Origin of the sequence: Klebsiella sp. CB_Kp196, from assembly GCF_040061575.1 — a bacterium.
GTDB classification, from domain to species: domain Bacteria; phylum Pseudomonadota; class Gammaproteobacteria; order Enterobacterales; family Enterobacteriaceae; genus Klebsiella; species Klebsiella michiganensis.
In genome coordinates this window covers 66492-82002 of record NZ_JBEAFH010000003.1, presented here as the reverse complement: position 1 = coordinate 82002, position 15511 = coordinate 66492, and the positions used below count along the sequence as shown (strand labels likewise).

Sequence of the window (15511 nt, the reverse complement as noted above, 5' to 3'; positions counted from 1 at the left end):
TAGAAGTGTTAATAATGGCTTAATTTAACAAATCACATATCATGCTTAGTGATGGTTTTTACCACGTAGCACATGCAGCGTTTGGATATATAAATCGGCGAGTATTTCATTTTTCTCGAGATTCAGGCGCCGCTGAACCTCAACGATTAAACGCTCGTGGCTAACGGCTTCGCTCTCCGTCTGGGTCTGCACCATGTGTTCGATATTTTTCAGCAAAGCAGAGTTAGAAATAAACTCTGCAGGAATAGTATTTTTAATCTGCATGGTATATCTCGGGTTATGTTAGACAATAAATCAACAAACAAAGATGCGGGATAAAAATCATCTTTGCTCTACGGTTCTTCACCATTTCAAAGGAAATGGTGTGCATTTTTTTAAATCATAAGAATGCTGTAATGCAGAATTTAAAACTTACGTAATAACTATAGTCACGATCTTCAGGATGTACAATTTTTCCGAATTAATTTTGTACATTTAGTTGGTTTTTTTAACATTGACTTATAAGATATTGTTTTGTAGAGTTATTTTTTGTAAAGATAATGTGAAAAAGTTGTACAGAACGGCGTCTGTACAGGGATAACCTACAGGATGAGGGGATAGCGGTGAAGAAGCGGGAAGGGCACAGCGGGAAGAGAAAGAGACAAAGGGGGAATAGCTTCCCCCTTTTGGCGTAAGCGTTACTGCTTCGGTTCAGCGACGACAAAGCTTCCCACGCCGCGGTTGTTGTATTCCCACATGCGGTTGAAGTTAGCGTCATTCAGGTTACGCTGCGGGTTGCCTTTGGCATCCGCAGTACCGGTGTTGCCGCTAAACGGACGGTTTGAACCGACGGCATCAGCCCACGGTTTGGCAATATTAAAGCCTTCATTAATGACGCTATCGCGAATAACGACCTGGCCATTGGTGTTGCCGTCAACGTCCAGAGAGCGGCCCAGCTGCGCGACGTTATCGCCGGAAGCGGTAAAGCGGCTGTTGATCGCCAGGAAGCCGTAGGTCACGCTCTTCAGGGTCGCTGGCGCAAAGACGTAGCCCTCTTTCTGGGTGCGCGAATTGACCACGCGGAAGTCGGTATTGTCGAACACGACCGCCCCACGACCGGAAACGATATCGACGTCGCCTTCAATATAGCTGTTGCTGACCAGGGTTCGGGTCTGACGGTTATCCTGCAGGCGGTTTTGTACGCCGCTGTTGGTCACGAAAAAGGTGTTCTGGCGACCGAGGATATTCACCTTGTTAATCTGTACCCGATCGCCATCGCTACGCAGCGCCACGGCCTGATGGGTGCCCGCGTCTACGCTGTCGCCGAGGTTGTTGGCGATAGTCAGGTTCTGTAGCTGGAGATCGTTATTCTGCGACCAGAATACCGCTGAGCACATCACGCCAACGGTGGCGGCACGTCTGCTCTGGCAGCTGTCGTACATATACCAGGCCGGTTTGCCCGGCATATATTTGCCGCCCGGATTAACCTGGTGACGCCAGGAGACCGGATCCATTTCTGAATCAATCGCTGCGCTGATTTTTACATCAATCGGCTTCTCACCGGTGCCGTACAGGGTCAGCGCGCCAGGCGCCGCCGGAACGTATACGGTGCCCGCATATTCACCCGGCATGATGGCGATAAACTGACGACGATTGGAGTGGCGGGTAATCGCTGCATCCACCGCGGCCTGAATCGTGGTGTGGGTTACCCCCTGGGTACCCGCAGGACCCACAACAAAATCCGGCTGCGCCGGGAGGCTGATGGCGGACGGGCTCCACGCCGCGGCGTTAGGATCGAGAGACTGGAAATAGCTCGCCGGTAAGAAGTTTTTCGCCTCATCGGCGGTTAAAACTGGACGAGAGGCCGTGCCCGGCGCTGTTTGCGTTGAGGGCTGTTGATCGGCAGGCGTCGAACTACAGGCGGACAACGTCACGCCAAAGGCCAGCGCCAGCGCCAGGCGGGAAACGGAATATGTGTTCATGTTGCTCCGGGCAAGAATAAATTAAGGGTATAGGTCCTTTAAAGCCTGCTGTTTTATACCAACTTAAGCGAAACGGGAAGACGTAGCGCAAAAAAGTTGTTTCTTTACATAATAAGAGCCGGAAACGAGCCGCTTTTGATCACAAATAAATAACATTTGCCGGGGGCTGAGTTGACATTTCTCGCGTAATCAAAATAAATGTCTATACAACCCATGACAAGTTGACCGCTATGACACACACACCTTCCGAACGCCTAATCTGGCGAAACGTCCGTCTGGCCACGCTCGATCCGCGTTTCTCTCAGCCGTATGGACTCGTGGAGCATCATGCGCTGCTGGTGCGCGATGGGCGCATTGAAGCCATTGTGCCCGAAAGCGAGGCGCCCGCAGGGCAGAGTATTGACCTCGGCGGCAGGCTGCTCACGCCGGGGCTGATTGATTGCCACACGCACCTGGTCTTCGGCGGCAGCCGGGCGCAGGAGTGGGAGCAGCGCCTCAACGGCGTCTCCTACCAGACCATTAGCGCCAACGGCGGCGGCATTAACGCGACCGTGCGCGCCACCCGGGAAAGCAGCGAAACGGTGCTGCTGGCGCTGGCCCGGCAGCGGCTGGCTCGTCTGCTGCGCGAAGGGGTCACCACCCTGGAGATCAAGTCCGGCTACGGGCTGGATCTCGCAAACGAACGTAAAATGCTGCGGGTTGTACAACAGCTTGCCGCAACGCATACCGTTGAGATTTCCCCCACGCTACTCTCCGCCCACGCCACGCCGCCGGAATATAAAGGCGACCCGGACGGCTATATCAATCTGGTATGCGAAACCATTCTGCCCACGCTGTGGGAAGAGGGGCTATTTGAAAGCGTCGATGCCTTCTGCGAAAACGTCGGCTTTACCCCCGCGCAGACTGAACGGGTTTACAGTACGGCCCAGGCATTAGGTATCCCGGTAAAAGGTCACGTTGAGCAGCTCTCTTCGCTGGGCGGCGCCGAATTAGTGAGCCGCTATAAAGGCCTGTCCGCCGACCATATTGAATACCTGACCCCAGAGGGCGTGGCGGCGATGAGCCGCAGCGGCACCGTGGCGGTGCTCCTGCCCGGCGCGTTCTATTTCCTTAACGAAACCCGCAGGCCGCCGGTTGAACTGCTGCGCGAATATCAGGTTCCGATGGCGGTGGCGACGGACTACAACCCCGGCACCAGCCCCTTCGCCAGCCTGCATCTGGCGATGAATATGGCCTGCGTGAAATTTGGCTTAACGCCGGAGGAGGCGTGGGCAGGCGTAACCCGTCATGCGGCGCAGGCGCTGGGCCGCCAGGCGAGCCACGGCCGGCTGGCGCCGGGCTTCGTTGCTGATTTTGCTATCTGGGACGCGGAGCATCCGGTTGAGATGGTTTACGAGCCGGGGCGCAGCCCGCTCTGGCAGCGCGTGGTGCGAGGAGAAATCGCATGAAGCTATGACAACCGACGGCCGCCGGGATTTGTCAGGGGCGCGACCACAGCGCGGAGGCGCGGCAAATCGCCCATTGGTGGCAGTAGCGATTCAGTATATTCTGGACGTTTCGCCGCCCATTCGCACAAGGAAGCCCGGCCATGTTCTCATCGCAACCTCGTTCCGCGCCTGCGCCTTTCTATGAAAAGGTGAAACAGGCTATTAGCGAAAAGATCCACAGCGGCGTCTGGCGTCCGCACGATCGCATTCCTTCGGAGGCGGAGCTGGTGGCGCAGTTTGGCTTTAGCCGGATGACCATCAATCGGGCGCTGCGCGAGCTGACCGATGAAGGCCGGCTGGTGCGATTACAGGGGGTGGGGACGTTTGTCGCGGAGCCGAAAGGGCAGTCGGCGCTGTTTGAAGTGCGCAGCATCGCGGAGGAAATTACCTCTCGTCATCATCAGCACCGCTGCGAGGTGGTGCTGCTGGAGGAAACGCAGGCGGATCTGATTCAGGCCGCGGCGCTCAACGTGGCCGCCGGTACGCGGATTTTCCATTCGCTGATGGTGCATTTTGAAAATGAGGTCCCGGTACAGATTGAGGACCGCTGCGTCAACGCCTCCGTGGTGCCGGACTATCTGCGTCAGGACTATACCGCGACCACGCCCCACGACTATCTGTCGCTGATCGCCCCTCTGACCGAAGGGGAGCACATTGTTGAGGCGGTGCAGGCAACGGCGGAGGAGTGCGCGCTGCTGCATATTCACGCGCACGACCCGTGTCTGCTGATCCGCCGCCGCACCTGGTCCACCACCCATATCGTTTCCCACGCGCGCCTGATTTTCCCCGGCAGCCGCTACCGTCTGCAGGGCCATTTTGGTTCCTGATCTTCCTGCGCGTCGGCAAAACGTGATTGCTGACGCAATATAACAAAAATGTATCTTTTGTGTTAAATCCTGGCTTGCGTATGCTTGTATAGACAAGTATATGTATCTACGTACACAACGTTAATTGTCAGGAGAAACCCCCGATGTCGCAAAGCAAATACCGCCAGCAGGACGTACGTGCACCGCGTGGCACAACGTTAAATGCGAAGAGCTGGCTGACCGAAGCTCCGCTGCGTATGCTCATGAATAACCTCGACCCGGATGTCGCCGAAAACCCGCATGAGCTGGTGGTGTATGGCGGCATCGGACGCGCGGCGCGCAACTGGGAATGCTATGACGCTATCGTGAAGGCGCTGAAAAACCTGGAGAGCGACGAAACGCTGCTGGTGCAGTCCGGTAAGCCGGTGGGTGTATTCAAAACCCATGAAAACTCGCCGCGGGTGCTGATCGCCAACTCCAACCTGGTGCCGCACTGGGCAACCTGGGAACACTTTAACGAGCTGGATGCCAAAGGGCTGGCGATGTACGGCCAGATGACCGCCGGCAGCTGGATCTACATTGGCAGCCAGGGCATCGTGCAGGGCACCTATGAAACCTTCGTTGAGGCAGGCCGCCAGCACTACCAGGGCAGCCTGAAGGGGCGCTGGGTGTTGACCGCCGGTCTGGGCGGCATGGGCGGCGCGCAGCCGCTGGCCGCGACCTTAGCGGGCGCCTGCTCGTTGAATATCGAATGCCAGCAGAGCCGCATCGATTTCCGCCTGCGAACCCGCTACGTTGACGAACAGGCGACGTCGCTGGATGACGCGCTGGCGCGCATCAAAAAATACACCGCCGAGGGCCGGGCAATCTCTATCGCACTGTGCGGCAATGCGGCAGAGATCGTGCCGGAAATGGTCAAACGCGGCGTGCGCCCGGATATGGTGACCGATCAGACCAGCGCCCACGACCCGCTGCACGGCTATCTGCCGAAAGGCTGGAGCTGGGAAGAGTACCAGGCTAAGGCCGAGTCGGACCCGCAGGGCACTATCCTGGCGGCGAAACGCGCAATGGCCGACCACGTGCAGGCGATGCTGGCATTCCACGAAATGGGCGTGCCGACGTTTGACTACGGCAACAACATTCGCCAGATGGCCCAGGAGATGGGCGTTGGCAACGCGTTTGCTTTCCCAGGCTTCGTTCCCGCCTATATCCGCCCGCTATTCTGCCGCGGCATCGGCCCGTTCCGCTGGGTTGCCCTGTCCGGCGACCCGCAGGACATCTATAAAACCGACGCGAAAGTGAAAGAGATCGTTAAAGACGATAAGCACCTGCATCACTGGCTGGATATGGCCCGCGAGCGTATCAGTTTCCAGGGGCTACCGGCGCGTATCTGCTGGGTAGGCCTCGAATGGCGGCAGAAGCTGGGGCTGGCGTTTAACGAAATGGTCCGCAGCGGCGAAGTCTCCGCGCCGATCGTCATTGGCCGCGACCATCTTGACTCCGGCTCCGTCGCCAGCCCGAACCGCGAGACGGAAGCGATGCGCGATGGTTCCGACGCCGTCTCCGACTGGCCGCTGCTCAACGCCTTACTGAATACCGCCAGCGGGGCGACCTGGGTGTCGCTGCATCACGGCGGCGGCGTCGGGATGGGCTTTTCGCAGCACTCCGGCATGGTTATCGTCTGCGACGGTACCGATGAAGCGGCGGCGCGCATTGCCCGCGTCCTGCACAACGACCCGGCGACCGGCGTGATGCGTCATGCCGACGCGGGCTACGATATCGCGATTGAGTGCGCGACAGAACAAGGTTTGAATCTTCCGATGGTGGCAGCAACGCAGGGGCACGCTAAATGAACGCTTTAACACTGATTCCGGGTCAACTCAGCCTGTCGCAGCTGCGCGACGTCTACAGCCAGCCGCTGAACATTACGCTAGACGAAAGCGCGTTCGCGGCGATTGATGACAGCGTTGCCTGCGTCAACGCGATTCTGGCGGAAGGCCGCACCGCCTACGGTATCAACACCGGTTTTGGCCTGCTGGCGCAGACGCGCATCTCAACCGAAGATCTGGAAAACCTTCAGCGATCGCTGGTGCTTTCGCACGCGGCGGGGATTGGCGAACCGCTGGATGATGACCTCGCGCGTCTGATTATGGTGCTGAAAATTAACAGCCTGTCGCGCGGCTTTTCCGGCATTCGCCTGAGCGTGATTCAGGCGCTGATTGGCCTGGTCAACGCGGGCGTGACGCCGTGGATCCCGGCGAAGGGATCGGTCGGCGCCTCCGGCGACCTCGCGCCGCTGGCGCATATGTCTTTAACCCTGCTTGGCGAAGGGAAAGCGCGCGTGCGCGGCGGGGAGTGGCTGCCGGCGACGGAAGCGCTGCGTCAGGCGGGGCTTGAGCCGATTACTCTGGCGGCGAAAGAGGGGCTGGCGCTGCTCAACGGCACGCAGGCGTCGACGGCGTTTGCCCTGCGCGGCCTGTTCGAAGCCGAAGACCTGTTCGCTTCCGCGGTAGTTTGCGGGTCGTTAACCACCGAAGCGGCGCTCGGTTCGCGTCGTCCGTTTGATCCGCGCATTCACGAAGCGCGCGGTCAGCGCGGGCAGATTGACGCCGCGGCGCTCTATCGCCATCTGCTGACCGACGACAGCGCGATTTCCCAGTCGCACCATAACTGCACCAAGGTGCAGGACCCGTACTCCCTGCGCTGTCAGCCGCAGGTGATGGGTGCCTGCCTGACCCAGCTTCGCCAGGCGGCGGAAGTGCTGCTGGTTGAAGCCAACGCGGTATCCGATAACCCGCTGGTGTTCGCCAGCGAGAACGACGTGATTTCCGGCGGTAACTTCCACGCCGAACCGGTGGCGATGGCGGCGGATAATATCGCGCTGGCGATTGCCGAAATCGGATCGCTGTCGGAGCGCCGTATCGCGCTGATGATGGACAGCCATATGTCGCAGTTGCCCCCTTTCCTGGTCAAAAACGGCGGCGTCAACTCCGGGTTTATGATTGCCCAGGTGACGGCGGCGGCGCTGGCCAGCGAGAACAAAGCGCTGTCGCACCCGCACAGCGTGGACAGTCTGCCGACCTCCGCTAACCAGGAAGACCACGTCTCGATGGCCCCGGCCGCCGGCCGCCGCCTGTGGGCGATGGCGGAAAATACCCGCGGCGTACTGGCCGTGGAGTGGCTGGCAGCCGCGCAGGGTCTGGATATGCGCGAAGGCCTGAGCAGCAGCCCGCTGCTGGAAGAGGCGCGCCACCTGCTGCGCGAACGGGTGACCCATTACACCGAGGACCGCTTCTTCGCCCCGGACATCGAAAACGCCATTGCGCTCCTGGCGGCGCGTCATCTGACGCGGCTGCTGCCTGCCGTGCTCTGAGACCAACGCTAAACCATCGCTGTTCTCTGTACCTGCGCCGGGAGGATCTCTTCCTCCCGGCCACCCTACACGCATATTTGTCGTCGTATAAAAACTATCAGGACACTTGCATATGCAACAACAAAACAAGCCACATCTGCTGCGCGGGCTGAATGCCCGGCACATTCGTTTTATCGCCCTCGGCTCCGCCATCGGTACCGGGCTGTTCTACGGCTCGGCATCGGCGATCAAGGCCGCGGGCCCGGCGGTACTGCTGGCCTATCTGATCGGCGGCGCGGCGGTGTTTATCGTGATGCGGGCGCTGGGGGAAATGGCGGTACGCAACCCCGTTTCCGGCTCCTTCAGCAGCTACGCGCGCCAGTATCTTGGCCCGCTGGCGGGTTTTATTACCGGGTGGACCTACACCTTTGAGATGGTGATCGTCGCCCTCGCGGACGTTACCGCGTTCGGCATCTATATGGGGCTGTGGTATCCCGATGTTCCCCGCTGGATCTGGGTGTTGAGCATTATCTTTTTTATCGGCGCCATGAACCTGTGCAGCGTGCGCGTTTTCGGCGAGATGGAGTTCTGGCTGTCGCTGATCAAAGTGGTGGCGATTATTGCCATGATTGTGGCGGGCGGCAGCATCATTTTCTTTGGATTCGGTAACGCCTTTCCGGCAACCGGGCTGGAGAATTTGTGGAGCCACGGCGGCTTTGCCCCTAACGGCTGGGAGGGGATTATAGCCTCGCTCGGTATCGTGATGTTTGCCTTTGGCGGCGTCGAGATTATCGGCGTGACCGCGGCGGAAGCGAAGAATCCGCAGAAGGTGATCCCGCAGGCGATCAATACTATCCCGCTGCGAATCGTGCTGTTCTATGTCTGCACCCTGGCGATTCTGATGGCGATTTTCCCGTGGAACAGCTTCGGCGAGCGGGGCAGTCCGTTCGTGCTGATTTTTGATGGTCTGGGGATTCCGGCGGCGGCCACTATCCTGAATATCATCGTGATCAGCGCCAGTATTTCGGCGATTAACAGCGATATTTTTGGCGCGGGGCGCATGATGTACGGCATGGCGAAAGAGGGGCTGGCGCCGAAGAGCTTCCAGCGCATCGCCAGCAACGGGGTGCCGTGGATGACGGTGGTGGTGATGGGCGTGGCGCTGCTGGCGGCGGTGGTGCTGAACTACCTGATGCCGGAGCAGGTGTTTGTGCTGATTGCCTCGCTGGCGGCCTTCGCGACGGTGTGGGTCTGGCTGATGATCCTGCTGGCCCACTTTGCGATGCGTCGCGGCCTGTCCGCTGAAGAGCGCGGCAATATCGCGTTCCCGGTACCGTTCTGGCCGGTGGCGCCGCTGCTGACGCTGCTGTTTATGGGACTGGTCATCGCGGTGCTGGGGATGGTGGAGGAGACGCGGATTGCGCTTATCGCCGGTCTGGTATGGCTCGGGCTGCTGACGGCGGTGTGGTTTGCGCGGGTGCGCAAAAACGCCGTGCAGGCGGTGACGGAGTCGTGATTGTTTTGGTTTACCCGGGTTGCGGCTGACGCCTTACCCGGGCTACCCAATCGCACTCACCTGTAGCCCGGATAAGGCGTTTACGCCGCCATCCGGGGATTAGCTAAACAGGGCGGTAATCGACGCGCTGCCGAGGCTGTGGAAATGGACGTTAAAGCCGACCATCGCGCCGCTTGCGCCCTCATCGACCGCAATTTTTTCGACGTCCAGCGCGTGGACGGTAAAGATATAGCGATGGGTCTCGCCTTTTGGCGGCGCCGCGCCGCCGTATCCGGCCTGGCCAAAATCGGTACGGGTCTGAATCGCTTCTTCGGGCAGTTCCGCCTGTCCGGAGCCGGCTCCCTGCGGTAACACGCGGGTATCGGCCGGAAGATTGGCCACCAGCCAGTGCCACCAGCCGGAGCCGGTTGGCGCATCGGGATCGAAGCAGGTCACCACAAAGCTTTTGGTTCCGGCCGGCACATCGTCCCACGCCAGATGCGGCGAGATATTATCGCCATCGTAGCCCATGCCGTTAAAGACATGACGATTGGGCAGCTTCTCACCATCCTGTAAATCATGACTGATTAATTTCATCGTCTCTCCTCGTAGTCATCCGCTGATTAGCCAGAAAGTGTAGCGCGAGAGAGGCGCCATTACCGTCGCTTATTCGCTAAAAAATGTTTCTTCCTGAACCGCGGCGTTTACCGCCCGCGTCAGGCGGCTCAGCTGCTCCGGCGTAATGATGTACGGCGGCATCAGGTAAATCAGGCGACCGAACGGGCGGATCCACACGCCTTGTTCGACGAAAAAGCGCTGCAGGGCGGCCATATTCACCGGCCGATGCGTCTCGATAACGCCAATCGCTCCCAGCACCCGCACATCGGCAACCTGCGCGGATTCGTGCGCCGGCACCAGCTCGACGCTGAGCTGCGCTTCAATGGCTGCCACCTGCTGCTGCCATTCGCCGCTTTCCAGCAGGCGCAGACTCTCGGTCGCCGCCGCGCAGGCCAGCGGATTGCCCATAAAGGTCGGGCCGTGCATAAAGCAGCCGGCTTCCCCGTCGCTGATAGTTTCTGCCACCTGACGGGTGGTGAGGGTGGCGGAGAGGGTCATGGTGCCGCCGGTCAGCGCTTTGCCGAGGCACAGAATATCCGCCGCAATCCCCGCGTGCTCGCAGGCGAACAGCTTACCGGTTCGACCAAAGCCGGTGGCGATCTCATCGGCGATCAGCAGGATGCCCTCGCGATCGCACATCCTGCGGATCCGCCTGAGCCACTCGGGGTGGTACATCCGCATTCCGCCCGCGCCCTGAACAATCGGCTCGAGGATCACCGCGGCGATTTCATGGCGGTGGGCGGCCATCAGGCGGGCGAACGGCACCATATCCCGCTCATCCCAGTCGCCGTCGAAGCGGCTCTGCGGCGCCGGGGCGAAGAGGTTATCCGGCAGATAGCCCTGCCACAGGCTGTGCATTGAGTTCGTCGGATCGCAGACCGACATCGCGCCGAAGGTATCGCCGTGATAGCCGTTGCGGAAGGTGAGAAAGCGCTGGCGCGGGTCGCCTTTCGCCTGCCAGTACTGCAGCGCCATTTTCATCGCCACTTCGACGGCGACGGAGCCGGAATCGGCGAGGAACACGCATTCGAGGCTTTCCGGGGTCATCGCCACCAGCTGGCGGCACAGGGCGACCGCGGAAGGGTGGGTAATCCCACCGAACATGACGTGCGACATCTGGTCAATCTGCGCTTTCATCGCCGCGTTCAGGCGCGGGTGATTATAGCCATGAATGGCCGCCCACCAGGACGACATGCCGTCAACCAGCTGCCCGCCGTCGGCGAGGGTCAGCTCACAGCCGTGGGCGGCCACGACCGGATAGACCGGCAGCGGCGAAGTCATTGAAGTGTAAGGGTGCCAGATGTGGCGCCGATCGAAAGCGAGATCGTCCGTTGTCATAATCGACTTGTAAACCATTTTGAAAACATTTAGGTTTACGAGTATAAACCGAACCAACAATTAACAAAACCCTTTGGAGAGGCTAATGGCTCACCACCCCCGCTGGACAATGTCGCAAGTTACTGAGTTATTTAATAAACCCTTTCTGGATCTGCTGTTTGAAGCGCAACAGATCCATCGCCAGCACTTCGACCCGCGCCAGGTTCAGGTCAGCACGCTGCTGTCGATTAAGACCGGCGCCTGCCCGGAAGACTGCAAATACTGCCCGCAAAGCGCGCGCTATAAAACCGGTCTGGAATCCGAACGCCTGATGGAGGTTGAACAGGTGCTTGAGTCGGCGCGACAGGCGAAACAAGCCGGTTCAACCCGCTTCTGTATGGGGGCGGCGTGGAAGAATCCGAACGATCGCGATATGCCGTATCTTGAGCAGATGGTGAAAGGGGTAAAAGCGCTGGGGCTGGAAGCGTGCATGACCCTTGGCACGCTCAACGATAGCCAGGCCCAGCGTCTGGCCGGCGCCGGTCTGGATTACTACAACCACAACCTCGATACCTCGCCGGAATTCTACGGCAATATCATCACCACCCGCACCTACCAGGAGCGCCTCGATACCCTCGATAAAGTGCGCGATGCCGGAATTAAAGTGTGCTCCGGCGGTATTGTCGGGCTGGGGGAAACGGTCAAAGACCGCGCCGGGCTGCTGCTACAGCTGGCCAATCTGCCGACGCCGCCGGAAAGCGTGCCGATCAACATGCTGGTGAAGGTCAAAGGCACGCCGCTGGCGGATAACGACGACGTGGACGCCTTTGATTTTATTCGTACTATCGCCATTGCGCGCATCATGATGCCGACCTCGCACGTGCGCCTCTCCGCCGGTCGTGAACAGATGAACGAACAGACCCAGGCAATGTGCTTTATGGCCGGGGCGAACTCGATTTTCTACGGCTGCAAGCTGCTGACCACGCCAAACCCGGAAGAGGACAAAGACCTGCAGCTGTTCCGCAAGCTGGGGATTAATCCGCAGCAGACCGAGGTACTGGAAGGCGATAACGCCCAGCAGCAGCGGCTGGAGCAGGCGTTGATGAACCCGGATACCGAGGAATATTACAACGCGGCGGCGCTATGAGCTGGCAGCACCGCATCGAGCTGGCGCTGGCGGAACGGCAGGCGGCGGATGCCTTGCGCAGTCGCCTGCCGGTGACGCTGGGCGCAGGACGCTGGCTCAGCCGCGAAGGGCGGCGCTGGCTCAATTTTTCCAGCAACGATTATCTTGGCCTCAGCCAGCATCCGGCTATCGTCAAGGCCTGGCAGCAGGGCGCGGATCGCTATGGCGTCGGCAGCGGCGGCTCCGGCCACGTCAGCGGCTATAGCGAGGCGCACCGCGCGCTGGAGGAGCTGCTGGCCGACTGGCTGGGCTATCCGCGCGCGCTGCTGTTTATTTCCGGCTTTGCCGCGAATCAGGCGGTGATTGCCGCGCTGGCGGGCAAAGAGGATCGGATTGTCGCCGACCGTCTCAGCCACGCTTCGCTGCTGGAAGCCGCCAGCCTAAGCCCGGCGCAGCTGCGGCGTTTTCAGCACAACGACAGCCGCCATCTTGACGATTTGCTGGCGAAACCGCTATCCGGCCAGCAGCTGGTGGTGACCGAAGGCATTTTTAGCATGGACGGCGATAGCGCGCCGCTGGCTGAGGTTTCTCAGGCGGCGCGGGCGGCCGGCGCGCTTCTGCTGGTTGACGACGCGCACGGTATCGGCGCGCTCGGCGAAGAGGGGCGCGGCAGCTGCTACGCGCAGCAGGTACGCCCGGATCTGCTTATCGTCACCTTCGGTAAAGCGTTTGGCGTCAGCGGCGCGGCGGTGCTGTGCAGCGAGGCGCTGGCGGATTATCTGCTGCAGTTTGCCCGCCATCTGATTTACAGCACCGCCATGCCGCCGGCGCAGGCGGTGGCGCTGAGCGCCGCGCTGGCCGTGATTCGCAGCGACGAGGGTCAGCAGCGGCGGGAAACGCTGGCCGGCCATATCGCCGACTTTCGCCGGGGAATGTCCCACTATCCCGGGGAGCTCACTGATTCCGGCAGCGCGATCCAACCGCTGATCGTCGGCGACAACGCCCGCGCGCTGCGGCTGGCGGCGCGTCTGCGTGAGGAAGGCTGCTGGGCGACGGCCATTCGCCCGCCGACGGTTCCCGTCGGCAGCGCGCGGCTGCGCCTGACGCTGACCGCCGCGCACGAGTCTGCCGATATCGCCCGCCTGCTGGAGGTGCTGCATGACGGCGGTGAATAAGCGCGCCGTCGCGGCGGCGTTTGGCCGCGCGGCGGGACATTACGCTCAGCACGACGAATTACAGCGCCTTAGCGCCTCTCTGCTGCTGGAACAGCTCGATATCAGGACCTTTCCTGAGGTGCTGGACGCGGGCTGCGGTCCCGGCAGCATAAGCCGCTTCTGGCGCGATGCAGGGAGCCGGGTGACGGCGCTGGATCTTTCCGTCGACATGCTGGCGGAGGCCCGCCGCGGAACCTGCGCGCACCGCTACGTCGAGGGCGACATCGAAGCGCTGCCGCTGGCGGACGGCTGCGTTGATCTGGCATGGAGCAACCTTGCGGTTCAGTGGTGCGACAATCTCGCGACCGCCATTGATGAGCTGTCCCGGGTAGTGCGGCCCGGCGGCCGCGTGGCGTTTAGTACGCTGCTGTCAGGTTCGTTACCTGAGCTCAATCAGGCCTGGCGAGCCATCGATGAGCGGCCGCACGCCAACCGTTTTCTCAGCGAGCAGGCGGTGCGTCAGGCGCTGGCCGAACGCCGCGCCAGCGGCCACGTCCACGCCATCACGCTGCCGTTTCCCGACGCGCTCAGCGCGATGCGCTCGCTTAAAGGCATTGGCGCGACCCATCTGCACCACGGGCGCAGCCCTGCGCCGCTCAGCCGCGGCAAGCTGCGGCAGCTCCAGCTCGCCTGGCCGCAGCAGCAGGGCCAGTGCCCGCTGACGTATCATCTTTTTACAGGAGTTATCGAACGTGACTAAACGTTTCTTCGTTACCGGCACCGACACCGAGGTGGGGAAAACCGTCGCCAGCTGCGCGCTGCTGCAGGCGGCCAATCGCGAGGGATTTAAAAGCGCTGGCTACAAACCGGTGGCTTCCGGCAGCGACTATACGGCCCAGGGATTACGTAATGAGGATGCGCTGGCTTTACAGCGCAATAGCCGCGTGGCGCTGCGCTACGAGCAGGTCAATCCGTTCACCTTTGCTGAACCGACGTCACCGCATATTATCAGCGCCGATGAAGGGAGACCGATTGACGCCGCCGCGATTTCTGCTGGCCTGCGCGAGCTGGAAGCGCTGTCCGACTGGCTACTGGTGGAAGGGGCGGGGGGCTGGTTTACGCCGCTGTCAGAAACGCTGACCTTTGCCGATTGGGTAGAGGAAGAGCGGCTGCCGGTGATTTTAGTGGTCGGCGTTAAGCTGGGGGGCATCAACCATGCCATGCTCACCGCTCAGGCGGTGCTGCAGGCCGGACTGCCGCTGGCGGGCTGGATAGCCAACGATATCCAGCCGCCCGCCAGGCGCCACCCTGAATATCTGGCAACGCTGAAACGCGTGCTGCCCGCGCCGTTTCTTGGCGAGATCCCGTGGCTGGCGGAGGCGGCTCAGCGCGAGGATCTCGGTCAGTATCTCGACCTCAGCGCGCTGGATCGGGCGTCATCCACTTCGCCAGCAGCGGGGCATCCAGCTGGATAACGTCTCCCTGGGCTACGCTGCGTCCACAGTGCAGCAGACAGAAACGATCCGCCACCCGACGAATAAACGGCAGGTGCTGTTCGGCGATCAGCACCGTCAGGCCAATATCGCGGTTCAGGCGCATCAGTAAATCCCCGAGCTTGTGCAGGAAGCGCTGGCCGCCGCCGCGCGAAGGTTCGTCGAGGATCAGCAGGCGCGGACGGGTTATCAGCGCCCTGGCCAGCGCCAGCTGGTACTGATCGTCGGCGCTCAGGGTAATCCCTTTACTTTGGCGCAGAGCGTACAGCTCGGGGAACAGATCGTAAATCTCTCCGGCGACCGCTGACGCCGGTTCGCCGCCCGCCGCAAGGGCAATGTGCAAATTTTCCTCCACGCTCAACTGCGAAAAGATCCGTTTATCCTGCGGTACATAGCCAATGCCGATGGCGCTGCGCGACTGCGCGGAGAGCGGCATCAGGTCATAGGGCGCCGAACCTCCGTCCTGCCAGGTGATACTGCCGCTGGCCACCGGTAGATGACCGGTAATACAGTTGACGAGCGTGGTTTTCCCCATTCCCTGGCGCCCCATGACGCAAGTGCATTTACCGGGTTTGAGCTCAAGGTCAACATTCCACAGCGTGTGCTGGCTTCCGTAATAGTGGTTCACGGCGCGTAGACTCAACATAGACGTTTTCTCCTTTCCTGGGATAGCAGGCGACGAGAAGATTCTGCAAATCTCTT

14 protein-coding genes are annotated in these 15511 nt (G+C 60.6%); 9 read left to right on the top strand and 5 right to left on the bottom strand.

The genetic code is table 11. The features are described from left to right. Window positions 1–45: 45 nt before the first annotated feature. Window positions 46–264 carry a hypothetical protein gene (locus ABLU87_RS02270; RefSeq protein ID WP_014228477.1) on the bottom strand — a complete coding sequence of 73 codons (219 nt, stop codon included), beginning with the start codon at window positions 262–264 and terminating at the stop codon, window positions 46–48. 413 nt (window positions 265–677) lie between these two features. Next, window positions 678–1961, bottom strand: a complete 1284-nt coding sequence (locus ABLU87_RS02265; RefSeq protein WP_014228478.1) for a putative acyl-CoA thioester hydrolase — start codon at window positions 1959–1961, stop codon at window positions 678–680. 176 nt (window positions 1962–2137) lie between these two features. Between ABLU87_RS02265 and hutI the strand changes: the two genes are divergently transcribed. The 5 genes from hutI to ABLU87_RS02240 all read left to right on the top strand — a co-directional run bounded on the left by hutI (window position 2138) and on the right by ABLU87_RS02240 (window position 9122). After that, on the top strand, window positions 2138–3409 hold the full coding sequence (gene hutI, locus ABLU87_RS02260; RefSeq protein WP_241181492.1) for an imidazolonepropionase: 1272 nt from the start codon (window positions 2138–2140) through the stop codon (window positions 3407–3409). A 140-nt stretch (window positions 3410–3549) separates the two neighbouring features. Next, window positions 3550–4275: a histidine utilization repressor gene (locus tag ABLU87_RS02255; protein WP_025108120.1), complete on the top strand. Its 726-nt coding sequence runs from the start codon at window positions 3550–3552 to the stop codon at window positions 4273–4275. Window positions 4276–4418: 143 nt separating this feature from the next. Next, complete coding sequence (gene hutU, locus ABLU87_RS02250) at window positions 4419–6107, top strand: urocanate hydratase (RefSeq protein WP_004849031.1); 1689 nt, start codon at window positions 4419–4421, stop codon at window positions 6105–6107. Further along, window positions 6104–7627, top strand: a complete 1524-nt coding sequence (gene hutH / locus ABLU87_RS02245; protein WP_122117454.1) for a histidine ammonia-lyase — start codon at window positions 6104–6106, stop codon at window positions 7625–7627. Before hutU ends, hutH begins: the two co-directional genes overlap by 4 nt. A gap of 112 nt (window positions 7628–7739) precedes the next feature. Beyond that, the gene (locus ABLU87_RS02240) at window positions 7740–9122 is read left to right on the top strand and encodes an amino acid permease (protein WP_004849033.1); all 1383 of its coding nucleotides are present in this window, start codon (window positions 7740–7742) and stop codon (window positions 9120–9122) included. Between the two features lie 99 nt (window positions 9123–9221). Here ABLU87_RS02240 and ABLU87_RS02235 read toward each other — a convergent pair whose 3' ends face one another. After that, on the bottom strand, window positions 9222–9698 hold the full coding sequence (locus tag ABLU87_RS02235; protein ID WP_009653774.1) for a kinase inhibitor: 477 nt from the start codon (window positions 9696–9698) through the stop codon (window positions 9222–9224). Between the two features lie 69 nt (window positions 9699–9767). Next, the gene (bioA, locus tag ABLU87_RS02230) at window positions 9768–11057 is read right to left on the bottom strand and encodes an adenosylmethionine--8-amino-7-oxononanoate transaminase (RefSeq protein WP_122117457.1); all 1290 of its coding nucleotides are present in this window, start codon (window positions 11055–11057) and stop codon (window positions 9768–9770) included. Between the two features lie 85 nt (window positions 11058–11142). Between bioA and bioB the strand changes: the two genes are divergently transcribed. The 4 genes from bioB to bioD are packed head-to-tail and all read left to right on the top strand — an operon-like array spanning window position 11143 to window position 14791. Beyond that, the gene (gene bioB / locus ABLU87_RS02225; RefSeq protein ID WP_014228484.1) at window positions 11143–12183 is read left to right on the top strand and encodes a biotin synthase BioB; all 1041 of its coding nucleotides are present in this window, start codon (window positions 11143–11145) and stop codon (window positions 12181–12183) included. After that, window positions 12180–13337: an 8-amino-7-oxononanoate synthase gene (gene bioF, locus ABLU87_RS02220; protein ID WP_102803320.1), complete on the top strand. Its 1158-nt coding sequence runs from the start codon at window positions 12180–12182 to the stop codon at window positions 13335–13337. Before bioB ends, bioF begins: the two co-directional genes overlap by 4 nt. Then, window positions 13321–14076, top strand: coding sequence for a malonyl-ACP O-methyltransferase BioC (bioC, locus tag ABLU87_RS02215; RefSeq protein ID WP_196942103.1), 756 nt, complete (start codon window positions 13321–13323; stop codon window positions 14074–14076). Before bioF ends, bioC begins: the two co-directional genes overlap by 17 nt. Next, the gene (bioD, locus tag ABLU87_RS02210) at window positions 14069–14791 is read left to right on the top strand and encodes a dethiobiotin synthase (protein WP_122117189.1); all 723 of its coding nucleotides are present in this window, start codon (window positions 14069–14071) and stop codon (window positions 14789–14791) included. Before bioC ends, bioD begins: the two co-directional genes overlap by 8 nt. Here bioD and ABLU87_RS02205 read toward each other — a convergent pair. Further along, entirely contained in the window at window positions 14733–15455 is a 723-nt protein-coding gene (locus ABLU87_RS02205; RefSeq protein ID WP_122117188.1) for an ATP-binding cassette domain-containing protein, read from the bottom strand. The two genes, bioD and ABLU87_RS02205, sit on opposite strands and share 59 nt — an antisense overlap. Window positions 15456–15511: the final 56 nt, after the last annotated feature.